This window comes from Melioribacteraceae bacterium 4301-Me, assembly GCA_041538185.1.
In the GTDB taxonomy this organism is placed as follows: domain Bacteria; phylum Bacteroidota; class Ignavibacteria; order Ignavibacteriales; family Melioribacteraceae; genus Pyranulibacter; species Pyranulibacter aquaticus.
In genome coordinates this window covers 100,599-120,932 of sequence record JBGORM010000006.1, presented here as the reverse complement: position 1 = coordinate 120,932, position 20,334 = coordinate 100,599, and the positions used below count along the sequence as shown (strand labels likewise).

19 protein-coding genes and 3 pseudogenes are annotated in these 20,334 nt (G+C 33.2%); 15 read left to right on the top strand and 7 right to left on the bottom strand.

The genetic code is table 11. The features are described from left to right. Positions 1-69: 69 nt before the first annotated feature. Positions 70-1,632 carry a T9SS type A sorting domain-containing protein gene (locus ABRY23_11045; protein MFA3783586.1) on the top strand — a complete coding sequence of 521 codons (1,563 nt, stop codon included), beginning with the start codon at positions 70-72 and terminating at the stop codon, positions 1,630-1,632. A 235-nt stretch (positions 1,633-1,867) separates the two neighbouring features. Here ABRY23_11045 and ABRY23_11040 read toward each other — a convergent pair whose 3' ends face one another. Further along, entirely contained in the window at positions 1,868-2,032 is a 165-nt protein-coding gene (locus tag ABRY23_11040; GenBank protein ID MFA3783585.1) for an enoyl-CoA hydratase-related protein, read from the bottom strand. Positions 2,033-2,384: 352 nt separating this feature from the next. Here ABRY23_11040 and tnpA point away from each other — a divergent pair. The 5 genes and pseudogenes from tnpA to rlmD all read left to right on the top strand — a co-directional run bounded on the left by tnpA (position 2,385) and on the right by rlmD (position 5,724). After that, positions 2,385-2,845 (top strand): annotated as a pseudogene (tnpA, locus tag ABRY23_11035) (IS200/IS605 family transposase). 24 nt (positions 2,846-2,869) lie between these two features. Then, a pseudogene (locus ABRY23_11030) lies at positions 2,870-3,073 on the top strand (type I restriction endonuclease subunit R). 82 nt (positions 3,074-3,155) lie between these two features. Continuing rightward, positions 3,156-3,395, top strand: a pseudogene (locus tag ABRY23_11025) (type I restriction enzyme endonuclease domain-containing protein). Positions 3,396-3,577: 182 nt separating this feature from the next. Beyond that, positions 3,578-4,294 carry a class I SAM-dependent methyltransferase gene (locus ABRY23_11020; protein MFA3783584.1) on the top strand — a complete coding sequence of 239 codons (717 nt, stop codon included), beginning with the start codon at positions 3,578-3,580 and terminating at the stop codon, positions 4,292-4,294. Then, complete coding sequence (gene rlmD / locus ABRY23_11015) at positions 4,291-5,724, top strand: 23S rRNA (uracil(1939)-C(5))-methyltransferase RlmD (GenBank protein MFA3783583.1); 1,434 nt, start codon at positions 4,291-4,293, stop codon at positions 5,722-5,724. Before ABRY23_11020 ends, rlmD begins: the two co-directional genes overlap by 4 nt. Positions 5,725-5,769: 45 nt before the next feature. On the opposite strand, the gene ABRY23_11010 is transcribed toward rlmD, so the two are convergent. Both ABRY23_11010 and ABRY23_11005 read right to left on the bottom strand, forming a co-directional pair. Next, positions 5,770-6,069 (bottom strand): hypothetical protein, encoded by a 300-nt coding sequence (locus ABRY23_11010; protein MFA3783582.1) that lies wholly within the window; start codon positions 6,067-6,069, stop codon positions 5,770-5,772. Between the two features lies 1 nt (position 6,070). Continuing rightward, on the bottom strand, positions 6,071-6,253 hold the full coding sequence (locus ABRY23_11005) for a hypothetical protein (protein ID MFA3783581.1): 183 nt from the start codon (positions 6,251-6,253) through the stop codon (positions 6,071-6,073). Between the two features lie 196 nt (positions 6,254-6,449). Between ABRY23_11005 and ABRY23_11000 the strand changes: the two genes are divergently transcribed. Genes ABRY23_11000 through ABRY23_10970 form a run of 7 tightly spaced genes read left to right on the top strand, consistent with a single transcriptional unit; the run spans position 6,450 to position 13,633 of the window. Then, positions 6,450-7,085 carry a TetR/AcrR family transcriptional regulator gene (locus tag ABRY23_11000; GenBank protein ID MFA3783580.1) on the top strand — a complete coding sequence of 212 codons (636 nt, stop codon included), beginning with the start codon at positions 6,450-6,452 and terminating at the stop codon, positions 7,083-7,085. Beyond that, positions 7,051-8,043, top strand: coding sequence for an HlyD family secretion protein (locus ABRY23_10995; GenBank protein MFA3783579.1), 993 nt, complete (start codon positions 7,051-7,053; stop codon positions 8,041-8,043). Before ABRY23_11000 ends, ABRY23_10995 begins: the two co-directional genes overlap by 35 nt. A 24-nt stretch (positions 8,044-8,067) precedes the next feature. Beyond that, positions 8,068-8,976, top strand: coding sequence for an ATP-binding cassette domain-containing protein (locus tag ABRY23_10990; protein MFA3783578.1), 909 nt, complete (start codon positions 8,068-8,070; stop codon positions 8,974-8,976). A gap of 27 nt (positions 8,977-9,003) precedes the next feature. Further along, entirely contained in the window at positions 9,004-10,320 is a 1,317-nt protein-coding gene (locus ABRY23_10985; protein MFA3783577.1) for a TolC family protein, read from the top strand. Positions 10,321-10,364: 44 nt separating this feature from the next. Beyond that, complete coding sequence (locus tag ABRY23_10980) at positions 10,365-11,315, top strand: ATP-binding cassette domain-containing protein (protein ID MFA3783576.1); 951 nt, start codon at positions 10,365-10,367, stop codon at positions 11,313-11,315. A gap of 42 nt (positions 11,316-11,357) precedes the next feature. Next, entirely contained in the window at positions 11,358-12,488 is a 1,131-nt protein-coding gene (locus tag ABRY23_10975; GenBank protein MFA3783575.1) for an ABC transporter permease, read from the top strand. Between the two features lie 17 nt (positions 12,489-12,505). Beyond that, positions 12,506-13,633, top strand: a complete 1,128-nt coding sequence (locus ABRY23_10970; protein MFA3783574.1) for an ABC transporter permease — start codon at positions 12,506-12,508, stop codon at positions 13,631-13,633. On the opposite strand, the gene ABRY23_10965 is transcribed toward ABRY23_10970, so the two are convergent. The 3 genes from ABRY23_10965 to ABRY23_10955 are packed head-to-tail and all read right to left on the bottom strand — an operon-like array spanning position 13,592 to position 16,535. Further along, positions 13,592-14,791 (bottom strand): NAD(P)/FAD-dependent oxidoreductase, encoded by a 1,200-nt coding sequence (locus ABRY23_10965; protein MFA3783573.1) that lies wholly within the window; start codon positions 14,789-14,791, stop codon positions 13,592-13,594. The genes ABRY23_10970 and ABRY23_10965 overlap by 42 nt on opposite strands. After that, on the bottom strand, positions 14,788-15,456 hold the full coding sequence (locus tag ABRY23_10960; protein ID MFA3783572.1) for a methyltransferase domain-containing protein: 669 nt from the start codon (positions 15,454-15,456) through the stop codon (positions 14,788-14,790). Before ABRY23_10960 ends, ABRY23_10965 begins: the two co-directional genes overlap by 4 nt. After that, complete coding sequence (locus ABRY23_10955; protein MFA3783571.1) at positions 15,456-16,535, bottom strand: type III polyketide synthase; 1,080 nt, start codon at positions 16,533-16,535, stop codon at positions 15,456-15,458. The genes ABRY23_10960 and ABRY23_10955 overlap by 1 nt, the downstream gene beginning before the upstream one ends. A gap of 223 nt (positions 16,536-16,758) precedes the next feature. Between ABRY23_10955 and ABRY23_10950 the strand changes: the two genes are divergently transcribed. Together ABRY23_10950 and ABRY23_10945 are read left to right on the top strand one after the other, a co-directional pair. Next, positions 16,759-17,466: a PIG-L deacetylase family protein gene (locus ABRY23_10950; GenBank protein ID MFA3783570.1), complete on the top strand. Its 708-nt coding sequence runs from the start codon at positions 16,759-16,761 to the stop codon at positions 17,464-17,466. 68 nt (positions 17,467-17,534) lie between these two features. After that, entirely contained in the window at positions 17,535-18,833 is a 1,299-nt protein-coding gene (locus ABRY23_10945; protein MFA3783569.1) for a sodium:proton antiporter, read from the top strand. Between the two features lie 159 nt (positions 18,834-18,992). On the opposite strand, the gene ABRY23_10940 is transcribed toward ABRY23_10945, so the two are convergent. Next, positions 18,993-19,967, bottom strand: a complete 975-nt coding sequence (locus tag ABRY23_10940; protein ID MFA3783568.1) for an asparaginase — start codon at positions 19,965-19,967, stop codon at positions 18,993-18,995. Positions 19,968-20,334: the final 367 nt, after the last annotated feature.

Sequence of the window (20,334 nt, the reverse complement as noted above, 5' to 3'; positions counted from 1 at the left end):
TATCGCTTCGCCTTTTTATTTGCAGCACAAACATGCCTAAAATATAAAAATTAATCAAGGAGATTAGTCATGTTTAAAACTAAATATTATTTTTTATTAATAATATTTACTTACATTATGAAATCAAGTTTTGCTCAATCATTTACTTATTCAGGGCCTATGGTTGTTACTATTCCATATGGTAATTCGGTTGCTGCTGCTACCTATTCATTTAGTTATTCTAATTTGCGTGGTTTATGTTACCCAGGTTTAATAATTGCAGTAGATGGAGTTGTTATAAACAATGATCTTTGTCATGGTCCATCAACCCCAAGTTCTTACACAATAAATTTTACTGGAGGTACACATTCGGTACAATTTTCGCTTTTAAGCATAAATTGTAAAACACTAAACTGCTACGATCCTGTAATTCATCAAACTGTTCAATTTACAGTTAATTGTAAATTTCAAATAAGTATAGAAAACATTTTTGGTGGCGGAATGATATATGTTGATGGTAACAGACCTTCGCCAGTAAGAAGAACGTCAACAGTAGGAGATAATGTATCAATAGGTGCTATTGAACAGGATTATAATGGCTATCATTGGATTTGGAATAATAGTGGAACTAATAACAGTGTGTGGTACAGTGAGCCAAGCGGTGGAGGTCATAGTGAGTTCAGTAGTTCACAAAACACCTCTTACTCAGTCCAGAGTTCCGATCTGAATACTAAGGTGATAGCTGGATTGCGCAAGGTTTGCAACATCTCTTTCCAAAACAATTTCAATGGCGGTGGCAACGGTGGAGTTATAAATGTTGGCGGAACTCAGTACACTTCTCCCACTTCTTCCTTTCAAGTTGTAGAACAAAACTCTATTACTGCAACTGCAATTGATCAGACCTACGCCGGTGAAAGTTATGTCTTTTACAATTGGAGTAACGGAGATTCACAGCGTACTACCACAGTTTATCCAACAGAGCATAGCACAATAATCGCTAACTTTATACCGCATCTATGGGCTTCTATTACAGGTCCTTACACACCACCATGTTCACTTAGCACATGGACGGCCTATGGTCACAGTGGATTTCCTCCATATACTTATCAATGGTACTACATGCTTACAAGAGGGAATAATTCATTATCTGAACGGACTGACAGAATTCAACCTAATGCTCTTTGGGATACCTGGCTTGAAGCTGGTACCGATCAAACATTGCAAATGAATATTTGCGACAACTATCATATTTTACGTGTAGATGTAACCGATTCAAGAGGTTATACAGCTTCGGCTTACCGTGATCTGACGGGCTTACCAAAATCATCACTGGATTCAGTTCAAGCAAAGCCTTATTCAGAAGAAATAACCGACTACACACTTGAACAGAATTACCCCAATCCGTTTAATCCAACGACAAAAATCAGCTTCAGTTTGCCAGAGGCAAGTTATGTAACGTTGAAAGTATATGATGTGCTCGGCAGAGAAATAGCAGTGCTTGTAGATGAAAATAAGCCTGCTGGAAGATATGAAATTCAGTTTGATGCATCGGAATTACCGAGCGGAATATATTTTTATCGCATAGCGATCCATTCGGACAGACTTACTGCCGGAAATAAAACGTTTGTGAGGAAAATGCTACTTATCAAGTAAACGTAAGGGGCCGTCTCAAAAGTAATGATTCAAATAAAAAATCTGTGGAAGTCCGTTAAATCCGTGTTTATCTGTGGGCTATTATTTAAAAAATTTTACTTTTGAGACAGCCCTCTGCTAAGAAGTAATGAGAGCGATACTTAATCGAAACAGCGTTCCGACTTACAATGGGTTGAAATAGCTTGACTGAAATGTAAGTCGATACGCTCTTCCCACAATTGCCAAATAACTTCAATCATTCCCCCTTAAATTTAGGTGTTCGTTTTTCAAGAAATGCTTTCACTCCTTCTTTATAATCATCAGTTTTGCTTGCTTCAATCTGAAGTTTTTCTTCCAAAGCCAATTGTTCTTCCAAATTATTAGTTAATGATTTATTTAAAGATGAATCAAAAGGAAACAAATAAAATCCCGAAGAGATGACATTATTAAAATTATTAAAATGATATATTTGGACAAAAAATGTCACCCCATTGGGGTTAAATAAAAAAAATGCATAACAACATCTATAAAAATTACAACCCTTCGGGTTTAATCTGCACGCTCGAAAAGCTGAGGGATACGTTACTGCCAAAGTTGATGAGTGGCAAGGTAAAAGTGAGATACAACCATAATAACACCTAAAGCGTAACATTAATGCAATGAATAAAAAATAAAACGCCGAAGGCGTGAAATTATTGTAACAAACGAACATACAGAGAAAAAACAAATCCCGAAGGGATGACATTATTAAAAACAATAAGGATGATGAACATATGCCCGGAACATTTTCACAAATCTACATTCATATAGTCTTTGCAGTTAAAGGACGAGAAAACCTAATTGCAAAAACTTGGAAAGACGAATTAAACAAATACATGGCCGGCATTATTAAAGGCAAAGACCAAAAACCGATTATTGTAAACGGAATGCCCGATCACATTCACGCTTTTATCGGACTAAAACCCTCGATGAAAATCTCGGATTTAGTAAGAGATATAAAAAATAATTCAACTAATTTTATAAACGAAAATAAATTTGTCCGAGGTAAATTCTTTTGGCAAGAAGGATACGGGCTTTTTCATATTGACATTCACATATAAAAAATGTGTATGACTATATATTAAATCAAGAAGAACACCATAAAAAGAAAACATTCCGAGATGAATATTTAGATTTCTTAAAAAAATTCAATATAGAATTCAATGAAAAATATTTATTTGATTTTATTGAATGATTTTATATCACCCTTACGGAGTTTGATTTTCCAACTGTCCTCGTAACTACAGACAGAAATGATTTGGATGATCAGCTCCTCGACACATTTGCAGATTCAAAACAATTGCTCAGACAGGAACCTGTCCAGGCAGAGAGCATAGAACACTTGAAAGAATTACTAAAAGTTTCTTCCGGAGGAATCGTATTTACAACCATTCAGAAATTTCAATCTGACTCTTCTACAGTACGGTTTCAAAGCAAAAACGGTTGAAGACGGTGCTACCGTCAAAATTTTCTACGAAGGAAGACCGGCAAAAATCAATTAAAGAAAAGTTAAGAGGTTAGCTATTGTTTTGTTTGATAGAGTAAGAAAAAATGCAGCAATTAATTGGACGCTAAAAGAAAGTGTAAAAGTAAAACTCAAAGTGATTGTCAAAAGAACACTTCGTCAATATGGTTATCCACCTGATATGCAAAAGGTTGCAACAGAAACCGTACTTAAACAAGCCGAATTAATTGCTGATGAACTGAAAATGAAAAACATTCACAAAAATAAAATCCGCAGATAAGCCCCGATACACAAGCCATTGACAAACAATGGTTACATATCGAAATTCATTTCTAACCACATAGTGGTGAATTCTCATGAATTTTTTGGGGTAAATTTTCTGCAGAAAAAAGTAGCTAAAATATTTCTATTTCTGTTGCTATAATTAGCGGTTATCTTCACAAAAACTTTTATTTTTCATCCATGAAAAAACAAGAGCAAATTTTTCTACCTGGGATTAACAAACAACTTGAATTTCTTTACGAAAAAACCGATAAGAAATTCGAATCTATTCTTGTAATTGGAGCTGCATCAGAAAATATTGCAACTTTACTCTCAAAAAAGTACGGCATAACAGTTGAATTAATTGTTAATGATTATGAATCCCTGCTAAATTCTAAATTGTTAATTGAAAATCATCCTTCAATAAATCTAAAACTCATGGACTATGAAAACACTGATTATAAAAATTCCTCGTTCGAGTTAATATATGCCCAAGCTTCGATATCAACAAATAACAGAAAAAAAATTTTAAAAGAAATTAAAAGAATATTAAAGGAGAATGGATTCTTTTGTTTAGGCGAAGTTGTTAAGCTGAAAGAACCTGTACCGCCATTCGTTCAAAATGTTTTTAACGCTTCTAATTTATCACCTTTATTTATAGATGAGCTTATAAATTATTATTTACAAAATAATTTTGTTGTAATAGATAAATTAGATCTCACTTATACACTAAAAGATTACTATACCAGTACTTCAAATGCACTTAAAAGGTACATTAAAAATGCTACCGATGAAGAAAAAAGAGAGTATAAAAAAATATTAAATAGAATAGGTCACGAGACAAGTGTATATCTAAAATTAGGCGGTGAAAAATTTATCGGATTTGTCAGTTTATTATTACAAAAGGAACCACAGTGAAAAAGGGAGAATTAGTTGAACTAACAATTAACGGGTACGCTTTTGAAGGTAAAGGCATTGCTAAAGTAAACACAGAAAACACTGAAAACAAAAAGTTTGTTGTTTTTGTTAACGGCGCGTATCCAGGCGATAAGGTAATTGCAGAAATTACAAAAGTAAGAAAAACATACGCAGTGGCGCGAGTTAACAAATTGTTATCTTTTTCACCTCATCGCATAACCCCTCTATGCAAACACTTTGGTATATGCGGTGGCTGCAAACAGCAGGACCTAAATTACGAATACCAACTTAAATTTAAGCAGGAACAAGTTAAAGATGCTTTTGAAAGAATAGGAGCATTTAACTACGTCAGCGTTTTGCCTATAATCCCTTCAAAAAATGTATTCTATTACAGAAATAAAATGGAATTCTCGTTTTCAGATGAACGTTGGCTAACTGAAAGTGAAATTAACAGTGATTTAGAAATAACCGATAAAAATTTTTCTCTTGGACTGCATGTGCCAAACAACTTCTATAAAGTTCTTGATGTAAATGAATGTTACCTACAATCCGAATTAAGCAACTCAATACTAAACTTTACAAGGTCATTTTTTAAGCGAAAAAAAGTTCTGCCATATTCGATTAAAAACCATACCGGCTTTTTAAGGAATTTAGTAATAAGACAATCTTTTCACACAAATGATGTAATGGTGAACTTAGTTACCTCAAACGAGAATGATCAATTGCTGATTGAATATACAGATGAACTAAAAAAACTTTTTCCACAAATTACTACAGTTGTAAACAACATTTCACTTAAAAAATCTCAAGTTGCTTTTGGCGATTATGAAAAAGTTTTCTTAGGAAGCGGATTCATTTATGATAAAATAGGAGACTGGAAATTTAGAATTAGCTCAAATTCCTTTTTTCAAACAAATACTTTACAAGCTGAAACTCTTTACAATATTGCTTTAGAATTTGCTGACCTAAGTGGAAATGAAATTGTATACGACCTCTTCTCTGGTGCAGGAACTATCCCTATTTTCATTTCTAAATACGCTAAAGAAATATTTGGATTTGAAAGTGTAGCACCAGCAATTGATGATGCTGTTGCAAATGCCAGCTTAAATAATGTTAAAAATTTCAAACCAATACGCACGGACTTAAACAAATCATTCATCCCGACTTTGACCGAACAAAAAATTCCTTTACCCGATGTAGTAATTACAGATCCGCCTCGCAGCGGAATGAATCATAAAACAATCGAAGATATTCTGAAATTATCCCCCAAAAAAATAGTCTATATCAGTTGCAATCCAACTACCCAAGCAAGAGATGTAAAGTTATTATGCAAAGAAAAATATCAGTTAACAAAACTGCAGCCTGTCGATATGTTCCCTCATACCTATCATATCGAATGTGTAGCATTATTAACAAAAATCATTAAGTAAATCAGATAATGTAAAATACATTAAGTGCAAAGAGTAAACGTTTAACTACAGTTCACTCTCGTTAAGTTTTTCACCTAATTGCTCTTCAAAGTAAACAATAGATTCTTCAGGCAAATTAAGCCAATTTTTACTAATTAATATTTCTAACAAAATCTTGTTTTCCTTTTTAGTTAAGTCGCTCAATATTAATCGCTCTTCGTAAGAAAGTTTTTTCAAATAGTCTTTTTCTGTCTGTATCTTACTATATATATTGCTTTTGTATCTACAAATTCTAAACAGCTCAGTTACAAGATTTTCAAAATAAGGTGAATTATATAAAGCTATTTCATAATTCAATGTTGACATTTTACCCTCTCTTGTTATTTGCATCATAAATAGTAGGCAGTTGACGTATCCACAAATAAGCAACAAATAAAAATATAAATCCCAACATAAACCAGTCTTCTGCATTTCGATTCTTCCTTTTTGCAATTGCAGAGCAGCTGAACCCAAAAATTAATCCTATAATTGAAAAGTAAAGACCTAACATTGCGGTATCCCTTTTTTTGTTTCAAATATAGTAGGTAAATGTTAACAAAATATTACCTGTGCATTAAAATAATGTTAATACTGTTGTATGGTTACAATAACTACCAAAAGGCTCATAAAGTTTTCTTGACTTTTATAAATTCATGGAATATTTTAGGAAACGAAAAATAATTTATAAGTTTCCATCGAGCCCAAAAATGAATCAAAAACAAAAAATACTGCGCATTGTTGAAGAAAATTTCTTCCAGCGAGGAATTATACACCGCATAACTATTGATGAAATTTCCTCCAAACTTGGAATGAGCAAAAAAACTATATATAAGCATTTCCCTTCCAAAGAAGCATTAATATCAGAGATGATAAAAAACTTTACATCTAAGATTAAAAACCAAATAGAATCTGTACTAGAAAAAAACGATAGCGCTGTGGTAAAAATCAAAAACTTTATTTTAATCATTGGCGCAATAGCATCTAAAGTAAATGACGAGTGGCTATTTACAGTAAAAAATTTATACCCTGATATTTGGAAATACATAGAAGACTTCCGAAACAAGATGATAATAAAAAACATCTCAAAAATAATTGAGCAAGGAAAGAAAGAGGGGTTAGTAGTTGACATCCCCACACAAATAATAATAAATGTTTTTACAGGCGCTGTAAGAAATGTTGTTACCCCAGATTTTATTTTAAATAACAATTTCTCATTGCAAGAGGCCATGAAATACACATTAACAATATTCATCAATGGCATTCTTACTGATAAAGGGAAAAAATCATACAAAAACACTTCGGTGGAAAATGAACTTGAAGACAATTTTAGCAATATTATTTAGCATCTTAACATTAATCGGATGCGGAAACAAAAATGGACAATCCATAATTGAAGCATCCGGAAATATTGAAGCAACAAATGTTACTGTAAGTTCTCAAGTAACAGGTAAAATTATCTCTATTTTAAAAGATGAGGGCGATAAGGTTAATGCGGGCGACACGGTTTTAATAATTGACCACGAAGCACTTGAGTATCAACTCACGCAAGCAAAAGCCTTAGCCGATGCAGCTCGGGCACAACTCGACTTACTAAAAGAAGGAGCAAGAAAAGAGGATATCGCCCAAGCTGAGCAGGCGGTTAAACAGGCACAAACAAATTTTGATGTTGCAAAAAAAGATAAAGAGAGAATGGAAAATCTCTTTCAACAGCAATCAATAACTGGCAAACAGCTAGAGGATGCTAATGCAAAATACAAATTAGCCCTTGCTCAGCTAACATCTGCTGAAGAAAACTTAAAAAAACTTAAAAACTTTGCCAGGCCAGAAGACATAAAACAAGCAGAAGCAAATTTGAAAAGACAACTTGCAGCAGTTAGCCTTTTGGAAAAGCAAATACGAGATTCCTATGTTCAATCACCAATAAACGGGATAATAGTAAAAAAATATTTTGAAGCCGGCGAAACTGTTACAATGCTTTCTTCTCTCTTTAAGGTGTCAGATTTATCTACAGTTAAACTTACTATTTATATCCCAGAAAATGAACTTGGAAAAATTAAATTAGGCCAACATGCTGACGTATATTCCGATACGTACCCAAACAAAAAATACGCTGGAACCATTGTTTTTATTTCACCTGAAGCTGAGTTTACGCCAAAAAACATTCAGACGAAAGATGAAAGGACAAAATTGGTCTTTGCTGTGAAAATAGAAATTAAAAATCCCGAGCTCGAACTGAAAGCTGGCATGCCCGCAGATGCAGTAATAAAAGCCCCCTCCAACTCCCCCAAAGGGGGAGAATAATTTTCTGAAAAAGGAAATACCCTGATGGAATCGATAGTAGAAATAAATAACCTAAAAAAATCATTTGGTGAGATTGACGCTGTTGACAACATCTCACTTGAGGTTTCTAAAGGCGAATTGTTTGGACTTGTCGGTCCAGATGGTGCCGGGAAAACCACCACCATTAGAATTCTTTGTGGACTTTTGAACTATGATTCGGGCTCAGCAAAAGTTTTTGGAAAAGAAATATCTACGAACCGAAAGGAAATTCAAAATCAGATTGGCTACCTGTCCCAAAAATTTAGTTTATACGGGGATCTAACAATTGACGAAAACATTGAATTTTTTGCTAAAATACACGGAGTAAAAAAATACGAGCAAAGAAGGAATGAACTACTTGAGTTTACAAGACTGCTGCCTTTCAGGGACCGACTTGCTGAACATCTTTCCGGGGGTATGAAACAAAAACTTGCGTTAGCTTGCAGCTTAATCCATTATCCTAAAATTCTTTTTCTGGATGAACCAACTACAGGAGTTGACCCTATTTCGAGAAGGGACTTTTGGAAAATTTTAGCCAATATGTTAAAAGAAAAAATTACAGTTTTTATGACAACCTCTTATATGGATGAAGCTGAAAGATGTAATAATATTGCTTTAATGAACAAAGGAAAAATTATAAGTACAGGAGCACCCGAAGAAGTTAAAGCTTCTATTAATAAAAGTATTGTGGAGCTTGTTTGCAGTGACGTGAGAACTGCTTATAGTATAATTAAGAAAAATTCAACTCTTGAAGTACAACTTTTCGGCGATAGAATTAATGTAATGTTCAATAATTACGCTGACGAATACAAAATTATTGACGAGCTTTTGCGGAACAACAAAATTGAAGTTCTAAGCCGCAAACTTGTTCCGCCTTCGCTTGAAAATGTTTTTTTCCACTTGATTACACAATAATTAAGTAAGCTAAAAAAGGTTTTAATTATGAGAAAATTTATTATTATGTGTTATTTACTGTCCGTCTCCCTAACAGCTCAAAATCATAAAATTCTTACACTCAAGGAAAGTCTAATACTCGGGATAGAAAACAGCAAGGAACTTAAAATTGCCAGATCAAAAATTAACGCATTAGAAGCAAAGGTAAGCGAAGTAAATTCACAGCTTTTACCTCAAATTAAGTTTCAAGCATCCTACCAACGATTAAGCAGCATTCCGCCTTTTGAAGTGTCTGTTCCATTTCTGCCTTTGCCCATACAAATTTCTCCAACAATACTCGATAATTTTAATCTAAAACTTTCGCTTCAGCAGCCCTTATTTACCGGCTTCAGATTATGGTCATTGAAAAGTATTGCTGAGAATAATTACAAAGCAGAAACCTATGACTATCAAAAAGAAATAAATGAAGTCGCGCTAAAAATACAAACTGCTTTTTGGAATTATTACAAAGCAAAACAACTAAAAAGATTAATAGAAGAAAACTTAAAACAAACTCAAAGACACCTTGATGACACAAAAAATTATTTAGCAAATCAGCTTGCGACAAAAAACGACGTGCTAAAACTTGAAGTACTATATTCTAATATAAAATTACAATTAATCGAAGCTGAAAATAATATTGATATTACACGCTCCAGCTTCAACAAGATTCTTGGACTTCCTTTAGAAGTTGAAACTGATATTAATGTTGAAACTATCGACACCTCTTTTATCAGCTACAAACTCGATGAACTAATTAATCGATCAAAAGAAAAAAGAAACGAATTAAAATCTCTCCAGTACCAAGTAAATGCAAGCAACAAAGCAATAGTCTCAGCAAATTCCGGCTGGTATCCATCAATTTATTTAATGGGCAATTATTATTACAGCAAACCTAATCCAAGAATTTTTCCGGCACAAAATAAATTTAAGGATACTTGGGATGTTGGTGTAATACTTCAATGGGATATTTGGAATTGGGGTTATACTTCTTCTTTAGCCGCCCAGGCTGAAGAACAAAAAATTCAAGCCCAAACAGCCCTTTCACAATTGAAAGATGCTGTTGAGCTGGAAGTCTACCAAGCTTATTTATCATACAACAAAGCAGCAGAGAAAATTAAGGTGAGCAGAATTACAGTGGAACAGGCTGATGAAAATTATAAAACAATTCAAGAAAAATACAATCAGCAGCTTGCAACAAGCACCGACTTAATTGATGCAGAGGTTTCTCTTCTTCAAGCAAAGACAAATTTAACAACTTCGCTTGTAGATTTTCAACTTGCTAAAGTTGTTCTGTTGAAGGCTGTTGGAGAAAAAATTTACTGAAACACGATTGACTAATTACTTTAGGTAAATTTAAGTCAAAAAAAATGAACAGCATAGAAGTATATAGTTTAACAAAAAAATTTGGTGAGTTTACAGCTGTTGACAATATTTCCTTCAAAGTCAAAAAAGGAGAAATATTTGGTTTTCTTGGTGCAAACGGAGCTGGCAAGTCAACTACAATTAGAATGCTCTGTGGAATATTGGAACCAACCTCAGGCGATGCTTTAGTTGGTGGGTTCAGCATTAAAAGTCAACCCGACAAAGTAAAACAAAATATTGGTTACATGTCACAGCGATTTTCACTTTATAACGATTTAACTGTCGAAGAAAATATTAATTTTTTTGGCGGCATTTATGGACTTTCCGGAAACGAACTAAAGCAAAGAAAAAAATGGGTGTTGAAAACTGCCAATCTTGAAGGTAAAGAAAAATCTTTGACCTCTTCTTTGCCTGTAGGTATAAAACAACGACTTGCTTTAGGAACTGCTGTAATTCACAGACCGAAAATTGTGTTTTTGGACGAACCTACAAGCGGCGTTGACCCAGTCTCACGAAAAGGATTTTGGGATTTGATAAATGATTTATCATCAGAAGGAATTACGGTTATTGTTACAACACATTATCTTGAAGAAGCTGAGTTTTGCAACCATATTATCTTAATCAATAACGGAAAATTAATAGCTGAAGGCACATCAAAAGAACTGAAAACAAACTTTTTAAAAAATACTATCATTGAAATTGAGTGCGACGGCGTTGTTGAAGCAATGGATGTGCTAAAAAAAGAAAATTTTGTAAATGAAACATCAATTTTTGGGAATCGAATCCACGTTGTTGTAAATGATGAATTTAAAAATCAACAGCAGATTATTTCTATACTAAATTATCACTCAATCTATGTAAAAAGAATAGAAAAAGTTACGCCAACTTTGGAGGACGTGTTTATTTATTTATTGGAAAGCCCCTCCCTACCCTCCCCCAAGGGGTGGGTTTTTTAAAATCCACATGGGGAAATTTAATAGTGGCTTAGAGGACTTAAAATGTTAACAAGAATCTTTGCTATTGCAAAAAAAGAAATACGACAATTAAAACGTGATAAAAGAATGCTCTATGTTCTTTTTATTTGGCCGTTCATTCTTCTTATTCTCTTTGGTTATGCAATTAATTTCGATGTGCATCATATAAAAACTGTAGTTTATGATTTAGATAAGTCTGAAGACAGCCGTTATTTTATTAACATGCTTACAAGCTCTAATTATTTTGATGTTGTTGGCTATATCGATTCTGAAAAAAAAATTAATGAGGTCATAGATGCTAACATAGCAAGAATAGTTATTGTTTTTCCTGAGGATTTTTCTAAAAATATTCATTCAAATAGACAGGCAAAAATCCAAATTCTCATATCCGCTATTGATGCTAATACAGCTAGTATAGTATCAAGTTATATAAATGCTGCCACTGCCACTTTCTCCTTTAAAATAGTAGAAGAAGCACTTGCTGTAAAAGGAGGCTCGCCATATATACCAGTAAATCTCTCACCGCGTTTCTGGTTTAATCCCGACTTAAACTCTACTTTGTTTTTAATACCCGGCTTAATTTCTATGATTTTAATTATGACTGCTGTTATCTCAATTGCAATGTCTATCGTTAGAGAAAAAGAAAAGGGCTCAATTGAGCAAATAAATGTTTCACCTATTTCATCTATTGAACTGTTAATAGGCAAAACTATGCCTTACTCTGTTCTTTCACTTATTATAGCGTCTACTATTTTGCTTGCATGTTATATTTTATTTGGAGCTACAATTAAGGGAAGCATTCTCCTTCTTTTCGTTTCAACATTTATATTTCTTTTTGCTTCCCTCAATCTTGGAATTTTAATTTCATCGATATCCGATTCACAACAAGTTGCTTTTCAACTCTCAGCATTAATAACTATACTTCCTTCTTTTCTTTTGTCGGGCTTCGTTTTTCCTATAGAAAGTATGCCCCCTGCTATTCAGATTTTAACCAACATTACTCCAGTAAAGTTTTATATTGTTATTCTAAGAGATATAATGCTAAAGGGAGTAGGTATTGAGGCTTTTTGGCCACAATTAATTTACTTACTGATTTTTTCTTTTTTCTTTTTAACTGTTGCTTCCATCATAAATAGAAAAAATAAAGTTGATTAAATGACCAAGAGCAAAAGATGAAAACAATTTTAAATATTATCATAAAAGAATTTTTGCAGCTTAAAAGAGACCCAAAGCTGTTCAGCATAATCTTTGTTGCACCGGCAATTCAGTTGATTCTTTTAGGCTATGCAGCCAATCTCGATATATTCAATATAAGTACTGCAGTTTATGATATGGATAAAAGTGTAACCAGCCGCAGCTTTATAGAAAAATTTGAAAGCTCAGGATATTTTTCGATTAAGTATTATGTTGACAGCTACAATAGAATAACAGAGTTAATTGATAATGGCGATGTTTTATGGACGCTTGTAATTCCAAACGATTTCGAGAAGAAATTAAAACGCGGAGAGCAAGTTAGTGTGCAAGCTCTGTTCGATGGTTCTGATGGAAACAAAACTTCTATCACTCTTGGCTATGTAACTAGTATCGTTTCAAGTTATTCAAGCAATATTTTGCTGCAGAAAAGCACAATGCTGAATGCTAAACAACCTTTTGGCACTGTTAGTCCAGAACTTCGTTTTTGGTACAACCCTAATCTTAAAACGAGATTTTTTATGTTGCCTGGAATAGTAGGCTTAATATTAACAATTATTACAACTACACTTATGGCTATGGGAATTGTAAAGGAGCGGGAAATTGGAACACTCGAACAAATTATAGTTTCACCTATTAAACCATATCAATTAATTATTGGAAAAACTCTCCCCTTTGTTTTATTGGGCTTTATGGACGTATTAATTGTTACTGCAGTTATGGTTTATTGGTTTGGTATTTCAATTAAAGGTGATTTCTTTTTTCTAATGATAGCTTCTTTAATTTACGTTTTATCTTCAATTGGACTTGGTTTGTTTATATCAACAATTTCCAAAACGCAGCAGCAGGCAATGATGGTGGCAACTTTTGGGGTTCTACTTCCAATGAATTTTCTTTCTGGCTTTGCATTCCCAATTGAAAACATGCCTGGATGGATTCAGCCAATCACATACTTAATTCCATTGAGATATTACATAACAATAATACGAGGAGTGATTTTAAAAGGCGATGGATTTACTCAATTAATTCCAGAAATTTCTGTTCTTTTAGCGGCAGGAATTGTTATCCTAATTTTTAGCTCGTTGAGATTCAGAAAACGTCTCAGTTAATACTTGTGCTCTTGTCATTTTTACTATTTGAGTTAAAAAAGAAGGAACTTTGTTAATTAATTTAATTGCAGCCTTTCTGCATTTTTTATTAAATAAAATATGTTGAATTAAGTTTGCCGTTTGGAATCTTTTGTTGAACAGCTTATGCCATTCATGCTTGTAAATCTCTTCGGTCGAATTTCTTTTTAAATTCTTTTTTACCTTCTCATTTATAATTTCTGATAAAAGCTTTGCATTTTGAACAGCACATCCAATTCCGTCTCCTATTAACGGTGCTATTACCCTGGCAGCATCTCCTATCATAAAAATGCCGTTTTGTACAATCTCTTTTTTGCCAAAGTGAATGTCCCCAGCACCATATAATTTGATTTTATTTAATTCTTCTTCTGAAACTTTCTGCAATAATTCTCCAAAAAATTTATTCTGTTTGCAAAGATATAATACGTGCTCTCTTGCAGAAATTGTCCTCAGCAAATCGTTTTTTAAAAAACATATTGTAGCCATCTCATCATCCACACAATTGATACCACAATAAATATCATCTGCAATAAAAATTGAAATAGTATTTTGGTTGTAAGATGAAAGTCTTTCTTTACTTATATGAAATTTTACTCCGTTAAGCCGACTTTTACTACTTACAAATTTTCTGTTGAGGTGTTTATCTAAAACATTCCTCTTGCCGTAAGCGGCTATTACTTCTTTTGCTGTTATTTTCAACAATTTTTTATTATACTCGAAAAGCACAGAGTAGTTATCGGCGGAATTAATTTCAATAGACTTTACCTCTGCTGGTTGAAATACCTTAGTACAATAGTCAGCAGCTCGTCTTAGCAAAAACATGTCGAACTTGCCTCGTTTTATACCGTAAGCTGTAAAATAGAGATTAGTTCCCAAAACAGAGTTTTGGTCATAAACTTTAACTTTATTTATCAAGTTCGGTTTTAACTGTAGGAAAGAATTAAACAATTCAGTTTCCTTTAAAAAAGCAATTACCTCAAGTGAAAGAAACTCCCCACAAATAGTTTCTCGAGGAAATTCTTTTTTTTCAAAGATGCAAACATCAAAGCCAAGTTTTGACAAATAAAAAGCAGCGCTGCTACCAGCAGGTCCACCACCTATAATTGCAATATCAAAAGTAGTTTTATCAATTTTATTCATACTTCAACAACAACTCTCCATCGAAAAGCCCATCTCCAATTAATTATATATTTTTTACCAATCTTGTTCAAAATAGTTTTGAGCTCATTTTTCGTAAAGCCGCGTTTAACGGAGAGGGGTGCATCATTTTTAAATAGTTCACTTTTGGAAAAAAGAAAAGAAATAATCTTTATTCCCCAATAAGCAAAAATGGACCGATGCAAATCGTTTATAATAACCCCTAATTTTGCCAGCTCCAAAAAAGATTTAAGAAGCATAATAATTTCTTCATCAGCAAAATGATGAAGAAACAACGAAGCATGAATTACATCGAAGCTCTTTTTTTTAAAAGGAAGTGCTTTTGCATCTCCACAAACTATGGAGATACTTTTAGTTTTAGATAATAAATATCGGCATGATCTCAAATTAGCATCAACTGTTGTAAGCTTAATATGTGTAGAGTAATGCCCATTTAAAAAAATATCACACCCCCCAGCGCCCACATCTAAAAGATTAACTTCCTTCTTGTGATTCTTTAGTAGAATTTTCAAAGCGCTGCGGCTTACAGAAATGCCTCCTAATAACTTATTTACCTTTGCAATCTCTTTTAATGCCAAATCTATTCTTTCATCTTCGATACCAAAATTATCCATTAGTTCTTTTTCTCTACTACGTTTTAGCAACACTATACTCCTTTCATTAATGCAACTTCCATTGTTAAGCCGGGTCCGAAAGCTACTGCACAACAAAGCTCATCTTTTTTAATCTTATTTAGCAGTTCCTTTAATACAAAAAGAATTGATGGCGAAGACATATTACCGTAATCCCTTAAAATTTTTCTTGAAGGTTCTGTTTGTTCATCTGTTAAATTAAGTCCCTTCTGCAAAGAATCAATAATTGCTCTGCCGCCCGGATGTAATGCCCAATGTTTTATTGATTTCAAATCGATATTATTTTCTTTTAAAAACTCACATAAAGAGGGACATGCATACTCAAATATTAGCTTGGGGAGTTCGTTAGAAAGTATCATTTCAAAACCATAGTTACCAATTTTCCAGCCCATATACTCTGCTGTGCTATCGAACAACATTGTGTGCGTTTTTATAATTTTAACTGCTGTTTTATTGTCAACTTTATTATTAGAAAAAAACGCAGCGGCACAACCATCAGCAAACAACATACTTGCCAATAAATTATCTTTTGTAGGGGTATTCTGTAGATGTAAACTACAAAGCTCTACAGCAATCATTAAAACACTCTCGCTTGGTTTACATTTAATTGTATCAAATACACTGTTAAACCCGGTTATTGCAGCCGCACAACCCATAAAACCTATATTAGTCCTTTTAATGTTTGTAGGCAAAGAAAAATGTTTGATTATTTCGCAATCTATTCCTGGGGCAAAAAAACCTGTGCAAGAAACTGTGACTATTTTTCCTATGTTATTTACATCAATTTTATTTTTCGAGATAATACTATCAACTGCTTTAATTGAAAGGGTTTTTGACCAAAATTCATATTCATGCATTCTTGCTTTCGTATCCTGCATTAAATATTTGTCATTATCAAAGTAAAATTTATCTCTTAAGGAATTATCAGCATTTGCAACTACAGTATATCTATATTCAATGCCTGAGTTAACCGAAATGGCATCTATCATTCTACTAACCACAGGATTATTACCCATAACTATTTTCAGCTTCTCAGCAGCAAATTTTTGGCTAACTCTAAAGGGAGGCAGTGCCGTTTCTATATCTATTAACATTAAGATATCTCCACTTTTATTTAATCCAAATTTTCCACCAGACCACTAGCTTGTTAGAAAAATGGGAATCCACCCACAAAGTGGTGAATTCTCGTGAATTTTTTTGAGTTGATATTAAGCAGCATTAAAACAAAACACAATGTCTTTTTATTTACATATTTTTATACCTAGTAATTAAGGGAAAAATGTTTTTCAAAAAACAACAATATCTTAGGAGGAAGGGATGAGAATTCTATATATCTATCCACACCCAGACGATGAATCTTTTGGCACTGCACATGTAATGAACAAACAACAAAGAGAAGGTCACGAAGTTTTTTTATTAACTCTAACTAAAGGCGGCGCTACTAAACAACGATTTAAGTTAAACCTATCAATTGAAGAAATGGGTGAAATACGCTACAAAGAGATGCAAAAGGTAGAAAAAGTCTTGAAGCTTTCGGGGATGACTGTTTTAGACTTTCCTGACAGCGGCTTAAAAGAATTGGACCCGCGCATTTTAGAAAATGCTATAAAAGATGAAATCACAAAAACAAAGCCGGAAGTTATTGTAACCTATGCAGTACATGGCATAAGTGGTTTTCATGACCACCTTGTAACTCACGCTGTGGTCAAAAGAGCATTCGTCGAATTGAAAGAGAGATACCTGTATTTAAAGCGACTTGCTTTTCACACATTAACTGAGGATGCTGCTAAAAAATCAACTTACTTTCATTTAAGTTGGTCAACTACCGAAGAAATCGATTGTGTAATTACAGTTGACAACCAAGACTTAGATGCAGCATTAAATGCACTTTCATGCTACGAAACATATCAAGAAACAATCTCTCGTACCAAAATTAAAGAGTTATTAGGAAATAAATGTGTGTTTGAGATATTTAACGAGACTTTTCATCCACCTTTAGAGGATTTATTTACAGGAATTAATTAACAGCAAAACTTTTCATTATTCGAATAAATGACTTAATTTTGCGCCAATAATTTTTTTAAGGAAATACTATGGAAAATATTGGCGTGTCAATTCCTTTAATTTCTGTCGTTCCCTTCATTCTAATGCTATTGTCAATTGCCTTATTTCCTCTATTCATGAATCATTTTTGGGAAAAGAACAAGAACAAATTAATCATTGCTCTATTGCTAAGCGTGCCTGTAATTATTTTTATGCTTGCTAATAATCTTAGTCACGAATTGTTTAAGACTCTCGTATTTGATTACGTACCATTTATAATTTTACTAGGGTCTCTTTTTACAATTACAGGTGGAATATATCTTACAGGTGATATAGAGGCGAAACCCGCAATTAATACTGCTTTTTTAGCTATCGGCGCAGTACTTGCTTCTTTTATGGGAACAACTGGCGCAGCAATGTTATTGATTCGTCCCGTAATTCAAACAAACAAAGAAAGACAATTTAAAGAACACACCATACTTTTTTTTATAGGAATAGTAGCGAACTGCGGAGGTCTACTTACTCCTCTTGGTGACCCACCCCTCTTTATGATGTATTTACGTGGTGCTCCATTTACTTGGTTTTTTAGCCTTTCTGTCGAATGGTTAGTAACTAATGGTTTACTTCTCTTAATTTATTTTTTCGTTGATAGTTATTATTATAAAAAAGAACCCCTCTCTGCTAAAATAAGAGACATTGAGTATGTAAAACCCATAAAAATTCACGGCAAACTGAACTTCCTTTGGCTTATTGGCGTTGTTTTAGCAGTTGCCTTTTTGAATGAACATTACCTGCCATTTATCAAACAAAATGAATTTTACAGATTTATACGCGAGGGGGTTATCTTTATAATGGGCGGGTTATCAATTTTATTTACCACCAAGTTAGTTAGAGAATCAAACAATTTTACTTGGGAACCAATAAAAGAAGTAGCATACTTATTTTTAGGAATTTTTATAACAATGGTTCCTTGTTTGTTATATCTTGAAACGAATGCTCATCATTTAGGTGTTAATACACCCCAACAGTTTTATTACTACACAGGACTGCTGAGCAGCTTTTTAGACAACACACCGACTGCCGTTACTTTTCACTCATTAGCGTTAGGATTAGGAGAAACCTCTGGTAAAATAGTAGCAGAAATAAGTGAAAATCTGCTTCGTGCAATTTCTATTGGTGCAGTATTTTTCGGAAGCATGACATATATTGGAAACGGTCCAAACTTCATGGTAAAAGCCGTTGCAGAAGAAAACAACATTAAAATGCCAAGCTTTTTTAGTTATATCTTTAAGTTCTCTTTGATTATTTTACTGCCAATTTTTGTGATAGTTCAGTTGCTCTTTATTTGACTTTTTATTTTGTAAAATCTGTAATACATCAATACTATAGGCGCCAATTGAGCGCAGATGGTAATTTTTTAAATAGAAAAATTTAACGGAAGGCATAAACATCTAAGTCCAATTACTTATTGTTTTAATTTATCTAAAGATGTTACTTGCTATTAGATATTACCCTTCAAAAAATTTTCTTATGCGTTTCATATCTTTCGTTTTGCCTAAACAAATCATCAACTTTATTCTCGCTTTTTGCCCATTAAGGTAATCTGCAAAAATCACGCCTATTTGTTTTAACCACTTTCCGGCGCCTGGGTAGCCATATATATCTAATGTTTCACCTGCTGGACATCTTGAAACCAACACGATTGGAATGTTTTTGCTTATTGCATATTTAATTCCATCAAAAGCTTTAGGTGGAACATTGCCGACGCCCATAGCTTCAACTACAATTCCTTTAGTCCCGCTATCGGCAGAGAATTTAAAAAATTTTTCATTCATCCCAGCGTAAACTTTAATTAAATCCACATTTGAAACAATTTTGTCTGTTGATATTGTTTCTAGTTTTCTAGGCGCTCTGTTAAAAAACACTTTTCCTCTGTCAACAAAACCCAAAGCCCCAAAGTCCAAACTATGAAACGTTTCAATATCCTCTGTATGCGTTTTAGTAACCTCGCTTGCTGCATTAATTTCCCCATTCAAGCAAACCAAAACGCCCATTTTTCTACTATTTGGATTATTGCATACATGAATTGCATCTATCAGATTTCTTGGTCCATCCCAATCCGGTTCTGTACTTGTCTTCATTGCTCCTATAACCACAATAGGTTTAGTTGTATTTACAGTTAAATCTAAAAAATACGCCGTTTCTTCTAATGTATCTGTACCATGAGTTATTATTATACCGTCAATATCTTTTCGTTTAACAAACTTTTTTATTTTTTTAGAAAGCTTTAACATTAATTCAGGGGTCATGTGTGGGCCTGGATAATTTCCAAATTCGTACATTGAAATTTTTGCATATTGGTTAATTTCTGGTATCATGTCCAATAATTCTTTACCATGAAAATGGGGAACCGCTGCTTTTGTTTCTTCATCAATTTTCATTGAAAAAGTGCCTCCAGTAAAAACAATTAATATCTTATTCATATTTTTCACTCTAATTTTTTTCTTGTATTAAAAAATATAAAAGAGCATTTTCAATAAAAATTAATGTGCTAGGTAGCACTAAAAATTTTTTGTAAGAATTAATTTGCGCATAAATTTTCTAAATGATATTTTGCAACGCTTTCGAGGAGCGAAAACTATGTTGACATTTTGTTGATAACTTTTTTCTGTGAAACGTTTCACAGTATTATTTACTAACAACTTCTTATATAAGTGCACTAATGTTTGTTCATTTTTAACCTTGTTTATTTATAACTTATTGTCTTCTAAGGACTTATTAGGTTTCTTTGATGTTAATAATTTGTTGACAATTTTCAACTAATTTTACATAAAGTTAATTAACTAGCTG

What these genes read in the sequence shown, in the direction of transcription:
- ABRY23_11045 (MFA3783586.1), top strand. Translation starts at nt 70, where the DNA reads ATGTTTAAAACTAAATATTATTTTTTATTAATAATATTTACTTACATT.
- ABRY23_11020 (MFA3783584.1), top strand. Translation starts at nt 3,578, where the DNA reads ATGAAAAAACAAGAGCAAATTTTTCTACCTGGGATTAACAAACAACTT.
- ABRY23_11010 (MFA3783582.1), bottom strand. Translation starts at nt 6,069, where the DNA reads ATGTCAACATTGAATTATGAAATAGCTTTATATAATTCACCTTATTTT.
- ABRY23_11005 (MFA3783581.1), bottom strand. Translation starts at nt 6,253, where the DNA reads ATGTTAGGTCTTTACTTTTCAATTATAGGATTAATTTTTGGGTTCAGC.
- ABRY23_11000 (MFA3783580.1), top strand. Translation starts at nt 6,450, where the DNA reads ATGAATCAAAAACAAAAAATACTGCGCATTGTTGAAGAAAATTTCTTC.
- ABRY23_10995 (MFA3783579.1), top strand. Translation starts at nt 7,051, where the DNA reads ATGAACTTGAAGACAATTTTAGCAATATTATTTAGCATCTTAACATTA.
- ABRY23_10990 (MFA3783578.1), top strand. Translation starts at nt 8,068, where the DNA reads ATGGAATCGATAGTAGAAATAAATAACCTAAAAAAATCATTTGGTGAG.
- ABRY23_10985 (MFA3783577.1), top strand. Translation starts at nt 9,004, where the DNA reads ATGAGAAAATTTATTATTATGTGTTATTTACTGTCCGTCTCCCTAACA.
- ABRY23_10980 (MFA3783576.1), top strand. Translation starts at nt 10,365, where the DNA reads ATGAACAGCATAGAAGTATATAGTTTAACAAAAAAATTTGGTGAGTTT.
- ABRY23_10975 (MFA3783575.1), top strand. Translation starts at nt 11,358, where the DNA reads ATGTTAACAAGAATCTTTGCTATTGCAAAAAAAGAAATACGACAATTA.
- ABRY23_10970 (MFA3783574.1), top strand. Translation starts at nt 12,506, where the DNA reads ATGAAAACAATTTTAAATATTATCATAAAAGAATTTTTGCAGCTTAAA.
- ABRY23_10965 (MFA3783573.1), bottom strand. Translation starts at nt 14,791, where the DNA reads ATGAATAAAATTGATAAAACTACTTTTGATATTGCAATTATAGGTGGT.
- ABRY23_10955 (MFA3783571.1), bottom strand. Translation starts at nt 16,535, where the DNA reads ATGTTAATAGATATAGAAACGGCACTGCCTCCCTTTAGAGTTAGCCAA.
- ABRY23_10950 (MFA3783570.1), top strand. Translation starts at nt 16,759, where the DNA reads ATGAGAATTCTATATATCTATCCACACCCAGACGATGAATCTTTTGGC.
- ABRY23_10945 (MFA3783569.1), top strand. Translation starts at nt 17,535, where the DNA reads ATGGAAAATATTGGCGTGTCAATTCCTTTAATTTCTGTCGTTCCCTTC.
- ABRY23_10940 (MFA3783568.1), bottom strand. Translation starts at nt 19,967, where the DNA reads ATGAATAAGATATTAATTGTTTTTACTGGAGGCACTTTTTCAATGAAA.